Raw genomic sequence first — 13,298 nt, 5'->3', positions numbered from 1 at the left:
ATGCAAGCGTCATAGTGAACGTTTTGCCGAGTAGCTGACTATCTCAACACTGTGACTGAACTTCAGCCTCGATCGAAAAGCGGAAGCTCGACGGGGGGTTGGGGAATGAAGCCGCCGTTGGCGTCCATGGCGTCGTAAAGATAACCGTGTGATTCATCGAGCACAGCGAGAGCAGCGCGTTCGTCGACGTGTACGAGACGCCCGTGACGTTTGACGATGTTGCCATCGACGAGCACAGTGTCGACGTTGCCCGAGTTCGCCTGGGCGATGATCGCGCCGGCGGGCTCGCGACGGTTCCAGCCCGCCTGGCTGATACCACTCATATCAAGCAGCACGATGTCAGCGCGCTTGCCCGGAGTGAGAGAGCCGACAACGCCGTCGACGCCAGCCGCGCGTGCTCCGTTGACGGTCAGCCATTCCAGGGCATCGCGAGTCTTCCACCGCATCTGAGTCGGTTGGCGCATCTCGGCGTACTCCGGTGCGTCCTCTCGCCAACGGGTGTACTGCAGCACTAACCGAGCATGCGAGATCATGTCGGCACCAGTGCTGCTTGTGCAATCGATGCCGAGACTGGGCCCAGGAGTAAACTCCGTTGCCTCGCGGATAATGGGAAAACCCATGCCCATCTGCATTTCAGTTTCGGCGCAGACTGAGATCGTTGCCCCGGTGCCACGCAGCAGCTCCCATTCCTCAGGCGTATTGAAAGTGCAATGCACCAGCAGGAGATCCTCGCCCAGGAGGTCGTGCGCATGTAGCTTTTCGATGTCTTTGAAAAGCTTGCGGACGAGCACCTGGTTGGAGTGGAACGTGATGCGAGCGCCGAGCTCCCGAGCGAGCTGAAACTCGCGCCGGACATCCTCGACCGGGGCGATCGCCAACTCCTGTGGAGCGAGGCCGAAGCGAACAAGCTGGTCGTCGCTGGAGAAGTACTCTGATTTGATCTCTCGCGCCAGCCGAGACCGGCGCCCGAAACTCGCTGATACGCCCGCCTCTTCATTACCGCCGCGCGTATCGCTCCACGTGTTCTCTGTGATCGGCACCATTCCGTGGGCGTAGAGCGCGCGCACACCCGAATCGCGCAGTCCCGCGACCGCGGCGTGCCCATAGTCGGGCTCGAGGATGTTGTGACAGTAGTCCACGAGCGTGGTGACGCCTTGGTTGAGCGCGTCCAGTCCCCCAGCGTAGTTGCCGGCGTACATGTCTTCGGCGCGGTACAGCTCCGCCATTTGTAACCGGAACCCGCGCAGATAGTCGGGGATGTTGCCGTCGGCGAGAATGCCTCGAAGGGCGGTCTGCCAGGTGTGCCGGTGGGTATCGACCATGCCAGGCATCGCTATCATCGCGCTCGCGTCGATGACGTCCGCGTCGACCGCGTCGATACTGGGTCGCACCTCCACTATGCGGGGGCCCTCGATCAGGATATCGGCTCGTGAAAAGTCGCCCAGTGAGGGATCCATTGTCACGACGGCGGCGTTCTGGATCAGCGTACGCATGAGACCTCGTCCTTGAGTTCAGTAGGAGTACACGTTCACGTGCACCGTTCACCTATTGTGCACATCAGTGCAGCGATTCTCCACATCCGGTGAGAAGATCGACGTTCTCTGCGCCAGGGCGCAGTTCGCGTGACTCAATACGTTCCGCGATTTCGAGGATGGCGCGGTTGACCTCCACGGGGACGCCGAGTTCTCGTCCGCGTCCGACGACATATCCATTGAATGCGTCGAGCTCTGCGCGGCGGCCCTTTTCCCAGTCCTGCAGCACGGCTACTCGCGTGTCCGGCAGCGAATAATCGGCGAGCACGGCGTCGAGTAGGTCGAGGGCGTACTGGTCGGAGTCGGGCACGTCGGCGGCGGTCTTACCGAAAATTGGACGCATGGTGATGCCCAAAGCGCGAGCTACCGCATACGCCTCCCGCGCCGCGGCGTCCATCACCTCGCGCACGCCGGGGAGACGCTCCGCTGACAGCAACGGCATCCCAAGGATCGCCGACGGCAGCATCTCGGGGATGTTGGCGATAAGTTTCATCCATTTCGACGCCCGGATGTCGTCACTGATCTCTGTCACCCCGGCATGTGCGAGCGCCGCGGCCACTTCCTCCACTCGGTCGGTGCGCTCGGAGAGCGCACCGACCGAGAACCACGTGTCGGCGCGATCTACCTGGCGCACGACGATCCCCGGCTCCGGCAAATTCGCGGCGATCCCGAGAACAGCGCCGATCGTTCGCTCGACCCCGAGGATTTCGGAAACGGGGTCAACGGTCATGCCGTTCTGAAGTCCTACCACGACTGAGTCCGGCCCGATGACCGGCTTGATCAGTTCGCACGCCCAGCGGGTGTCGTAGCTCTTGACTGAAGTGAACACAATGTCGAACCGTGTTTGCAGTTCCGCCACCTCGCACAAGTGGTTCGCGTTCACCTCGGTCACCTCAACGCGATTGGGCAGGTGCACCGCGAGCCCGTTCGCGCGCATTGCGTCGACGTGTGCCGGCCATTGCTCGATGAACGTAACGTCGAGTCCCGCCCGGACCAGGTCCGCACCGATGGACGCGCCGTTCGCTCCCGTTCCCACCACAGCAATCCGACTGGACATCATCAGCCCGCCTTTCGATGCCTTGTCACAGCAAGATGCTGATCGGATCTTCCAGGCGTCGCACAAACGCCGCGAGCCATTGAGCGGCTAGTGCGCCGTCCAGCACGCGGTGATCGGCTGAAAGCGTCACCGTCATCACTGAAGCGATCTCCACCTGACCTTCCACCGCGATCGGAACCGCGCGGGCCGCACCGACGGCGAGAATGCCCGAGTGCGGCGGGTTAATGATGGCCGAGAACGAGCGGGTGCCGTACATGCCGAGATTCGACACCGAGAACGATCCGCCTTCGAGCTCTTGCTGACGAAGTTGTCCGTCGCGGGCGCTCTCGGCGAGGCGACGCACGGTACGACTCACCTCACCGATCGACATGCGATCGACGCCGCGCAAGACGGGTGTGAGCAATCCATCCGGAACCGACACTGCTACAGCGAGATCTACCGAGTCGAAGCGTCGCGTCGCCGTATCGGTCCAGATCGCGTTCGCCTCCGGTACTTCGACTAAGGCTCCGGCGACCGCCTTGACCACGAGGTCGTTCACCGACACCCTCACCCCTTCGCGGGCGTTCAGTTCGGCGCGCAGTTGGGCCAGCGCGTCGACGCGGCAGTCCGCCGACAAGGTGAAGTGCGGAATTGTCGTAACACTCTCTACAAGCCGACGCGCGATTGCGCGGCGCATGCCGGTATGCGGATGATCGACATAGCCGGCGCCGCTCGGTGCCGGCTCGGCAGTGACCGGCGCGGCAGTGACCGGCGCGGCAGTGACCGGCGCGGCAGTGGCCGGCGCGGCAGTGACCGGCGCGGCAGTGGCCGGCGCGGCAGCAGCTGCTTCAAGGTCTCGTCGCACGATGCGGCCACGCGGCCCCGAACCGCTGAGTGTTTGCAGATCGAGCCCGCGCTCGCGGGCTAGCTTGCGCACAAGCGGGCTCGCGAAGATACGATCCTTCGAGGGTTCCGGGCCTGCCGGCTGAGGCGGCGTCGCTACCAATTCCGTCTTCAGGTCGACCGCTGCCGGCGTGGGCGCCTCGGGCTCGGGTAGCGCGACGCGAGATGCACCGGCCGCCGGAGAGTCCGATGCCTCCTCGCTAAGGTCGGGTGCCGGGGCATTTCCGCCGGAAGCGGCGACCGCTGCCTCGATCGACTCGCCGGCGTCGGCGAGCAGGGCGATCGGTGTTCCGACTGAGGCCGCGTCGCCTTCGGCGATCAACAGGGCAGCCAGAGTGCCCGATGCCTCCGCCTCGTACTCGACGACGGCCTTCTCCGTCTCGATTTCGGCGAGCGTCTGTCCCACCACCACCTCGGCACCGACCTCGACCAGCCATGACTGGATTGCGGCCTCACCTGTCCCGGTCGCGACCTCCGGCATGCGGATCAGGGTGGGCATCAGCGTCCCCCCCAGCCGCGGCGCACGCGTTCGAGTCCGTCGCGCACTTCTTCAGTGCGAGCGATCGCCGCACGCTCCAAAACCTTCGAGATGCTTGGGCTCGCTTCGCTGCCAGTGACGCGCTCGATGGGCTGATCGAGCCAGTCGAACAAGCGACGCTGGATCTCGTCGGCCAGCCATGCCCCGTACGACGTGCCCTGCGCTCCCTGCTCCACGATCAAGACATTGTTGGTCTTCTTCACACTCGCCTCGATCGTCTCCCAGTCGAGCGAGGCACGATCGAGCCAGCGCAGGTCGATCAGATCCGCGTCGATGTTGGTTTCGGCAAGAGCCTCCAGCGTGTGCCCCACCATCGACAGGTAAGTAATGATCGTCAGCTCGTCTCCTTCGCGCCGAAGTGCTGCCTTTCCGGGTGGGAGAACGTAGTCACCGTCGCCCTCAGGTATGCGGTCGGCCTGCCCATAGAGGTCAACGTGCTCAATCACGAGTACAGGATCTTGAAGCGCGAGCGCGGCGTTCATAAGTCCCACGTAGTCGGCCGCGCTGGAGGGCGCCACGATGCGCCACCCTGGGCTCGTGGCGAACAAGCCGGCGGGGTCCATCAGGTGTTGAGAGCCGTAGCCAGAGCCCATGGCCACCTTCGTGCGGAGGACGAGCGGCACCGGGTTGTCACCGCCGAACATATGCCGAGCCTTACCGATCTGGTTGAACACCTGGTCAGCCGCCACCCACATGAAGTCGGGATACATGAATTCAACAACGGGCCGAAATCGGCCATCGAGTGCAAGGCCGCCGCCGAGTCCGACGAACGCATTTTCGCTAATCGGTGTGCCGAGCACCCGCCCTTCGAATCGAGGAAGCAAGCCTTTCGTGGCACCGTTTGTGCCACCACCCAGCCGGTGCACGTCCTCCCCCATTACGACGATGCGCTCGTCGACGCTCATTCGACGACCCATCACTTCGGCGACGGCATCGACAAACTTGATCTCACGCCAGTCGCCGTCGTGCTCCAGAGGGTCCGCGACCCGCTCGGCAGCGAGCTCGGTGGCGTCGCCCCGAATGCCGACGTCGACGAATCCCGGGTCGGGCCACAAAACCGGGCGAATCCGGCGGCGTCCCTCGCGAGCGGGATCCGCCTCCACCAATTCGCGCGCAATCTGGGCCATCGCCTCTTTGGCTTGAGCGCGCACAGACGCCACGTCAGCCTCGCCGATGAGCGATAGCTTCGCCATCTCGCCGGCGACGCGGTCGAGCGGATCGCGGGCACGCCACTCCACTTCCTCGGTCTTCGGCCGATAGCCGAACGCGCTGCCGGGGTACGGGCCGTTCTGGTGGAAGAAGCGATACACCTCCGCTTCGATCACAGCGGGGCCTTCGCCCGCACGCATCCGCTCGGCCGCCTCGTTCATCGCGAGGTGAACCGCGAGGGGATCCATGCCGTCTACGCGCCAACCGGGAATGCCGAAGCCTTGGCCCCGCACCGACAGTCGGGTGTCTGCGCTGATCTCCTCCACCTTTGTGGCGACGGCGTATCGGTTGTTCTCAATGAAGAAGGCCACGGGCAGTTGCCACGTCGCCGCCAAGTTCATCGATTCGAGAACTGACCCGATTTGGCTAGCGCCGTCACCGAAATAGTTGATCGTTAGGTCGGACGTACCCGAATGTTTCTGCGCCCAGGCGTTGCCCGTCGCCATCGGTGCGCCTCCCCCGACAATCGCGTTCGTTCCGAGGGCGCCCGCTTCGAACCACTGCAGGTGCATCGAGCCTCCCCTACCGCGGCAGTATCCCTGGGCGAGGCCGAGGATCTCTGCGAGCGTGCGCCGCAGCACGGTTAGGACATCATCGGATAGCGGCGCGAGAGGGTCGAGGCGGCCGCCGGCCACGTGAGTCAGTGCTTTGGCCAGAAATTGATGGTGGCCGCGATGCGAGCCGTTCACGGCATCGCTGGAGCGCAGGCCCACGATGGATCCAACGGCGCCGCCCTCCTGCCCGATGCTCGAGTGCGCCGGGCCGTGCACCAGTCCCTCGCCCGCAAGTTCGAGAACCGTCTCTTCGAAAGCCCTGATGAGGTGCAACTGAGCGAGCATCGTGCCCAGCAGTTGAGGGTCGGCGGCCTTCCAGTCGGCGGCAGTCGTGCTCAACTGCACCCAGGGGACACCGCTGTCGAGTCTCTTATGGCGTGGCATGTCATCTCCGTTGATCGAGCGCGCACTAGGCGTTCAGTATTACTGAATGATACCCGATTGCGTCCAATCCGTCATTCGAAGCCCGCATCTCGCCGCTCCCGCTGCTCAATCAGTCTTGATTTGGCTACAATTGCTGTAATCTCGCATTCGCGTGAACTCACATCGACGTGGCAGGAGGAGCGGGACATGGCTCTACCCGGAGTGCGTGGCACCGATCACATCGGGTTCACGGTTCCCGATCTTGACGCTGCGGATGACTTCTTCGTGCGCGTGCTCGGCTGCACGCGCGTTTACTCCCTCGGCCCGTTTGCGCATGAAGACGAGTGGATGCGCGTGCACCTTGGGGTGCACCCACGCACTGTGATGCGCCGCCTGCACTTCTACCGCTGCGGCAACGGATCGAATTTCGAAGTCTTCGAATACGAAGCAGCCGACGGCCAGGCAGCCCAACCCGTCAACAGCGACATCGGCGGACATCACCTCGCGCTATATGTCGACGATCTGGACCTCGCCGTGAAGTACCTCCGATCCGAAGGCATCGAAACGATGGGTGAGCCGACGACAAGTGAGAACGCCAGCCGCGGCCAGCGCTGGATATATTTCCGCTCGCCTTGGGGGATGCAGTTCGAGCTGGTGAGCTTCCCTGAAGGCAAGGCCTACGAGCAAGACGCCGAGATGCTGCTGTGGCATCCGGCCCGACCCGAGGAGTGACAGTGCCTGATCGAGAAGACGGCTCCCACCTGGTCGCACTGCCAAGGGCAAGAGCGACCCGTGACGGCGACGCCGGGGCGCGAATCGCCGACTACGTCCGCGACCACATCCTCGCGGGATCCTTCCCTCCGGGTGCGCGGATCCGCCAGGAGGAACTAGCGGCGCAATTCGGAGTGAGTCGCGTGCCCGTTCGAGAGGCTCTGCGTGCCCTTGAATTCGAAGGACTTGTCACCGTCGTCGCCAACGCAGGTGCTTGGGTATCGCGGCTTACTCTCGCCGAATGCGAAGAGATCTATCAGATGCGCGAGCGTCTCGAACCCCTGCTTCTGCGCTACAGCGCACCTCAGCTCACCAGCGTCGACTTCGACGAACTGTCGCGGCTCGCGCGGCGCATCAACGAGGTCGGCGCAGACACAGACGCCTTTCTCTCGCTTGATCGCGAGTTCCATCAGGCGACTTACTCCGGCGCAACGACGACACAGTTGGGTGGCGTGATCACCAAACTTTGGAACAGCACCGGCCCATACCGCCGCGCCTACGTCGCGTCATGGGGACCCGAGCTTCGCCGCATCGCCAATGAGGAGCACCATCTCATGATCGCGTCGCTGCGCGACGGCGACTTCGAGGATGCGGAGCGCGTGCTGGCCGGACATATCCGACGCACGCGTCGACAGCTCGCCCGAAGTGGCGACCTCTTCCACACCCCATCCGCTGAACACCTCGCGAAAGGCACTCCATGGCAATAGCAACGGTGAATCCCACCACCGGCGAACTCGTGCGCGAATACGCCGCCCACGACGAAGGAGAGGTCAACGAGCGCATCGAGCAGGCCAGAGCAGCCTTCCTCGCAATGCGCTCCACCGACTTCGCAACGCGAGCGGGATGGATGCGCGCAGCAGCCGATTTGCTCGACGCCGAAATCGACACCGCTGCGCCGATGCTCACGCTCGAGATGGGCAAGACGCTCGTCCAGGCGCGCGCCGAGATCGCCAAGTCGGCCAAGGCGATGCGCTTCTACGCAGATAACGCCGAGCGCTTCCTTACGGAGTCGATGCTGGACGATCCGTCTGCAGTCGGGGCTTCGTCCGCATGGACCCGCTGGGAGCCGATCGGCGTAGTTCTCGCAGTGATGCCGTGGAACTATCCGATCTGGCAGGTCATTCGCTTTGCAGCACCAGCTCTCATGGCCGGCAACGCCGGGCTCCTCAAGCACGCTTCGAATGTGCCGCAATCGGCGTTGTATCTCGACACGCTCTTCGAGCGCGGGGGGTTCCCCGCCGGAGCGTTCCGAACTTTGCTCATACCCGCTGCCCGCGTGGAGGGCGTCGTGCGAGACCCTCGCATCGTCGCTGCCACCCTCACCGGTTCCGAACCCGCAGGACGCTCACTTGCCGCCATCGCCGGTTCTGAGGTTAAGCACACGGTCCTCGAGCTTGGCGGCTCGGACCCTTTCATCGTCACCTCCAGCGCCAACCTCGACCGCGCGGTGTCCACGGCCGTCATCGCACGCGTGACCAACAACGGTCAGGCCTGCATCAACGCCAAGCGGTTCCTGGTCGACGCTGCCGTCTATGACGAATTCGTCGCAAAGTTTAGCGAGGCGATGGCGGCACTAGTGGTGGGCGACCCGATGGACGCCGACACCGACGTGGGGCCGCTCGCCACCGCATCCGGTCGTGAGGACCTGATTGAGCTCGTCGACGATGCCCGTTCACACGGCGCCGGCATCACCGTGGGTGGAGTCCCGACGAACGGCCCTGGCTGGTTCTTCCCGCCGACAGTCGTGACGAACGTCACCCCCGCGATGCGTCTATACGCTGAAGAGGCGTTCGGCCCGCTCGCGACGGTTTTCCGTGTTGCGGACCGCGAGGAAGCGCTGCGCATCGCCAACGACACCACGTTCGGCCTGAGCTCGGCGGTTTGGACTGAAGACCCCGACGACGAGGCGTTCTTCGTCGCCGGGCTTGAAGCCGGCGCTGTATTCATAAACGGCATGTCGATCTCCTACCCCGAACTCCCCTTCGGCGGCGTGAAGGACTCCGGGATCGGTCGGGAGCTGTCGGCAGAGGGCATCCGCGAGTTCTGCAATCTCAAATCCGTCTGGAAGGGCTGAGCGATGGCGCGTATCGGGTTCCTGGGGCTCGGCACGATGGGAGCCGCCATGGCGCGGCGACTCATCGACGGCGGCCATGAAGTCGTCGTCTGGAACAGATCTCGCCCGGCGGTCGACGCGCTCGTGGCGGACGGAGCGATCGCAGCCGACGAGCCCCGCGACGCCCTGGCGACTGGAACGAGCTTCTCGATGTTGGCCAATGATGAGGTCGCCGAGCAGATCCTGTCACCCGACACGGTGGCGACAGCCGCCGGCGGTCGCCATGTCAACATGGCGTCGGTAAGCCCCGAAGCCGCGGACCGACTCGCCGCTCTACACGCCGCCGCCGACGTCGCTTACGTCGCCGCTCCTGTCATCGGCCGACCGCAGGTCGCGGCCGCCGGCAAACTGAATATCCTCGCGGCCGGCGACGATGAGGTGGTCGAGGAGGTCTCACCGTACCTCGAGCTCATGGGCGCACAGATCTGGCGGTTCGGGACGCGGCCCCGCACGGCCAACGTCGCCAAAATCGCGGTCAACTACAACATCATCCACGCGTTACAGGCACTGGGCGAGTCGGTCAATCTCGTCGAACGACACGGCATTGAGGGTGCCGAGTTCGTCGATCTGCTTACAAGCACGCTTTTCGGCGGTGTCGTTTACTCGGGCTACGGCGACTCGATTGCGCGGCGCGACTACCCGCCGCTGTTCGGAATGCGGTTGGGATTCAAAGATCTCGGTCTTGCAGAACGTGCCGCAAGGGAGGTGGATGCCGCATTGCCGACGGCACCCGCACTCCGCCACATGTTCGAAGCCGCATTGGCCGACCCGCAGCTCGCCGAGAGCGACTGGGCGGCAATCGCCGAGATCGTGCGACGCGGCTGACACCCTAGATGGAAAGGCTCGTCGAGTTCACGAGGAGCTCGCCGGGCCTTTCCGTCGTTCAGTACTCGTTCGCGACGAACAGTTCCTGGGCAGGAAACTTTGTCAGCACTTCGACACCGCGGTCGGTCACGACGAGCTCCTCCTCGATGCGGGCGGCGGAAACGCCATCGGTCGCTGGGCAGTAGGTTTCCATGGCGAATACCATGCCGGCCCGCAGTTCCACGGGATCGCTCATGGAGTTCAGCCGAGAGATGATCGGGCGTTCGTGCAGGCCTAGCCCCAGACCGTGAGCGAACTGTAGACCGAACGCCGCCAGCTCGCTTTCAAAGCCGATGTCGGCCGCCGTCGGCAGCACCGACGCCACCTGATCGGTACCCACACCCACACCGATCGCGTCGATCGCACGGTCCATCCACTCGCGCGCCCGCTTGTAAGCGTCGCGCTGACTCGTCGTAGCGCTCCCGACCCCGAATGTGCGGTAGTAGCAGGTGCGATAGCCGTTGTAGGAGTGAATGACGTCGAAGAATGCTTGGTCGCCCGGGCGGATGATGCGGTCGGTGAAGTTGTGCGGATGCGGGTTGCACCGTTCGCCAGAGATCGCGTTGACCGCCTCGACCTGATCCGATCCCAACTCGTACAGCCGTTTGTTCGCCAGCGCGACGATCTCATTCTCACGTACGCCAGGCTTGAGCGCCTCGGCGATGTCCTGGTAGACGCCGTCGACCATCGCCGCGGCTTGATTCAAGAGAACGATCTCGTCGTGCGACTTGATCACGCGGGCGTCGAGCATCGACTGCTGCGCGTCGGCGACGCGCAAACCCTGCCGTTGCATCTCGAAGAGGAAGGGTGGCTCGACTATGTCGACGCCGACGGGAGCATCCTCTAATCCTTCCGCGCGCAGAAGCGAGGCGATTTCGGCGATCGCCGTGCTCATGAGACCGGTCGGCTCCGGTGACACCGCTCCTCGGAAGCCGAGAAATCCCGGACGGTGGTTCTCGTCAGGCATCCAGTCCGAGTTCAGCTGGTGGTGGCGCACGGCCGAACCGAAATCCCACAGGATAGGCGGTCGTCCGCGCATGAGCAGTGCATAGCGGATCATCTTGTCGGGAAGGGCCCCGCCAATCCAGGTCTGCGTGACGTAGCGAATGTTGTACTGGTCGAAAAGTAGGAACGCACCGCATTCGCCGTTCTCGAGGGCTTCGACAGCTCGCGACAATCGGTACGCGCGCAGACGGTCGAAATCCACTCGATGCTCGTAATCGACGGCTGAGTGACCCGGAGCTGGAATCGGACGTGCGGGGAGCGAAGAGTTCATCAGTGTTCCTTCCGAGTGGGTCCGTGTACTTACGCGAGCGAGGCGATTGGCCGCACGTCGGTACCGCGAGGGTCGATAAGGGTCTTGATGGCCGGCGCCCGCCCCTCGCTCATCGGGCGGAGCGCACCCTCAACGACCTGGTCAAGGGGCAGTACACGCGGGGCGAGCACAGCCCAGCGACCGCGCCGACGCGCGATTAGTTCTACCGCGCGCGGGAAGTCGATCTCCCGCACCAGCGCGTTGGTGCCGATGAGTTGACGCTCTTCGAGCGTGATCGACGCAAGGTCAATTGATACTGGCGCCTTCTGGATGCCGACCAGCACGATGCGGCACCCTCGTGGAGCAAGTGCCAGCGCCGACTCGATTCCGGGACGCGACCCGCTGACTTCGAAGATTACGCGCAGCTCGTTTTCTCCGACCGCCTCGCGGATCATCACGAGATCGTCGGCGCTGCCGGAGACGTGCACCGTCGCGCGGGCGCCGAGCTCCCGGGCAATCTGGAGCCGCTCGGCGTCGCGATCGGTGGCCACGACATCGGCGCCACTTTCGACCAGGGCGTAGACGAGGAACGCTCCGATGCCACCGACGCCCTGCACGACGACGGTTTGCCCGTCCACTCCGCCCGCGCGCGACGTGGTGTGCACGGCGATCGACATCGGCTGGCACAGGGCCGCTTCGTCGAGCGACAAACCCAGTTCGTTAACCCGCAGACAGTTTTCGATGGGTGTTGTCACGAACTCGGCAAGAGCCCCAGGACGATGAAGGCCAACGCCGTTGTAATGCGCGCACTGATTGGACTGGCCGCGCAGGCACGGGTCGCACGCGCCGCATGCGACTGAACCGCAGGAGGCGACCGTCGTGCCAAGCCAGGTCTCGGCGTCTACACCCTCGCCGACGGCAACGACGGTGCCCGAAAATTCGTGTCCGGGTGTGATCGGGCCGATCCAGCCAGTTGCGGGATGCGGCGCATCAAACGCGTGCTGGTGCGGACCGTATGCCCATTCGGCGACGTCGGATCCGCAGACGCCGGCCGTCCCCACTGCCAGGAGTAGTTCCCCAGCCGCGGGATGGGGCACTGGAAGTTCTTCGAAGCGGATGTCGTGCTGGCCGTGGTAGACGGCCGCCCGCATGGTATCGGGCAGTACGGTGCTGGCGGTCATGAGCGGATCTCCTCCGGTGTGAGCGTGTGGTCCGCGTCGCGCGCGGCGAGCAAGATGAGTGCGGCATAGTCGAGCCCGTCGGCCAAGCCGCTTTGAACGAGACGTGCGAAGGCACGTTCGGTCTCGGCGACCACGGGCATTGGGACGCGCTCCGTAACCGCAGTGTCCAGGACGAGCGTCAAGTCTTTCCGCTGGCCTTCCGCGGAGAGCGTGACGCCGAGATCAAGGCCGACGACGGCAGCCGTCTTATATCGGGTGAACAGGGACCCGACAGCGCTGTCGTTGATGAAGTCCATAAGCGCGGCGCGCGATAATCCTGCCTTGTCAGCCAGGACGGCGACTTCGGCTAGCGTTTGCATCGTCGTGCACAGAAGCGCGTTGACTGACAGCTTCGCAACGTTGGCGGTGGTTCCCTCACCCATGCGGTGCACGTCGCGGCCGATGAGGCGCGCGAGGGGCTCCACGAGGTCGATGCCGGCCGCGTCGCCCGAGGTGGCGAAAACCGCGTCGCCGCGCTCCACGACACCGGGATTGCCACTGATCGGCGCTGAAACGTACGCGACGCCGGCGCTTCGTGCTGTTTCCGCCGCGACTATTGCAGCGCTCGGTGACACCGTCGAACTGTCTACCCAGACCCGCGTCGTACCTCCGCCGCTTTCGCCAGAAAACAGGCCACTCCTCTTATCGGCCAGAGCCATCAAGGCGGTATCGTCGATCACCATTGACCAGACCACATCCGAGTGCACGGCATCCGTTAAGGCTGGCAGCACTGTCGCGCCACGCTCGCGCAGCGCGTCGAGCCTTCCGGCAGTGCGGTTCCACACCGCGACGCGCACGTCGGCGGCGAGCAGCCGCGAGGCCATCGCGGTGCCCATCCGGCCCGCACCGACCCACGCCACGGATGGTCGGTCTCGATCGGTTGTGTGCGGCATACGTCGACTCCTTTGGTGCGATGCGCATGTTCAGCATATATGTACGT

General features: G+C 64.2%; 11 protein-coding genes. 4 read left to right on the top strand and 7 right to left on the bottom strand.

Going from position 1 to position 13,298, the window contains the following annotated elements; genetic code table 11:
* Positions 1-62: 62 nt before the first annotated feature.
* The 4 genes from WYM_RS07135 to WYM_RS07120 form a co-directional block, all read right to left on the bottom strand.
* Positions 63-1,493, bottom strand: a complete 1,431-nt coding sequence (locus tag WYM_RS07135) for an amidohydrolase family protein (protein ID WP_019180143.1) — start codon at positions 1,491-1,493, stop codon at positions 63-65.
* A gap of 64 nt (positions 1,494-1,557) precedes the next feature.
* Positions 1,558-2,592 (bottom strand): ketopantoate reductase family protein, encoded by a 1,035-nt coding sequence (locus tag WYM_RS07130; protein ID WP_026059634.1) that lies wholly within the window; start codon positions 2,590-2,592, stop codon positions 1,558-1,560.
* Positions 2,593-2,614: 22 nt separating this feature from the next.
* Positions 2,615-3,970 (bottom strand): 2-oxo acid dehydrogenase subunit E2, encoded by a 1,356-nt coding sequence (locus tag WYM_RS07125; RefSeq protein WP_019180141.1) that lies wholly within the window; start codon positions 3,968-3,970, stop codon positions 2,615-2,617.
* Positions 3,970-6,156, bottom strand: a complete 2,187-nt coding sequence (locus WYM_RS07120) for a thiamine pyrophosphate-dependent enzyme (protein WP_019180140.1) — start codon at positions 6,154-6,156, stop codon at positions 3,970-3,972. Before WYM_RS07120 ends, WYM_RS07125 begins: the two co-directional genes overlap by 1 nt.
* Positions 6,157-6,342: 186 nt before the next feature.
* Between WYM_RS07120 and WYM_RS07115 the strand changes: the two genes are divergently transcribed.
* Genes WYM_RS07115 through WYM_RS07100 form a run of 4 tightly spaced genes read left to right on the top strand, consistent with a single transcriptional unit; the run spans position 6,343 to position 9,844 of the window.
* Complete coding sequence (locus WYM_RS07115; RefSeq protein ID WP_026059633.1) at positions 6,343-6,867, top strand: VOC family protein; 525 nt, start codon at positions 6,343-6,345, stop codon at positions 6,865-6,867.
* A gap of 2 nt (positions 6,868-6,869) precedes the next feature.
* Positions 6,870-7,613, top strand: coding sequence for a GntR family transcriptional regulator (locus tag WYM_RS07110; protein WP_237739341.1), 744 nt, complete (start codon positions 6,870-6,872; stop codon positions 7,611-7,613).
* A gap of 5 nt (positions 7,614-7,618) precedes the next feature.
* Positions 7,619-8,980, top strand: coding sequence for an aldehyde dehydrogenase family protein (locus WYM_RS07105; protein ID WP_019180137.1), 1,362 nt, complete (start codon positions 7,619-7,621; stop codon positions 8,978-8,980).
* Positions 8,981-8,983: 3 nt separating this feature from the next.
* Positions 8,984-9,844: an NAD(P)-dependent oxidoreductase gene (locus WYM_RS07100; protein ID WP_019180136.1), complete on the top strand. Its 861-nt coding sequence runs from the start codon at positions 8,984-8,986 to the stop codon at positions 9,842-9,844.
* A gap of 58 nt (positions 9,845-9,902) precedes the next feature.
* Here the strand turns inward: WYM_RS07100 and WYM_RS07095 are convergent, their stop codons facing one another.
* From WYM_RS07095 to WYM_RS07085, 3 genes are read right to left on the bottom strand one after another with little or no spacing between them, the layout of a single operon-like run.
* On the bottom strand, positions 9,903-11,159 hold the full coding sequence (locus WYM_RS07095) for a M24 family metallopeptidase (RefSeq protein ID WP_040569143.1): 1,257 nt from the start codon (positions 11,157-11,159) through the stop codon (positions 9,903-9,905).
* 29 nt (positions 11,160-11,188) lie between these two features.
* Complete coding sequence (locus tag WYM_RS21420) at positions 11,189-12,319, bottom strand: zinc-dependent alcohol dehydrogenase (RefSeq protein WP_083866165.1); 1,131 nt, start codon at positions 12,317-12,319, stop codon at positions 11,189-11,191.
* Positions 12,316-13,251, bottom strand: coding sequence for an NAD(P)-dependent oxidoreductase (locus WYM_RS07085; RefSeq protein ID WP_026059629.1), 936 nt, complete (start codon positions 13,249-13,251; stop codon positions 12,316-12,318). The genes WYM_RS21420 and WYM_RS07085 overlap by 4 nt, the downstream gene beginning before the upstream one ends.
* Positions 13,252-13,298 lie beyond the last annotated feature (47 nt).

Source organism: Microbacterium yannicii PS01 (genome assembly GCF_000304335.1).
Lineage (GTDB): Bacteria > Actinomycetota > Actinomycetes > Actinomycetales > Microbacteriaceae > Microbacterium > Microbacterium yannicii_A.
This window is presented reverse-complemented; position numbering and strand designations above follow the sequence as displayed.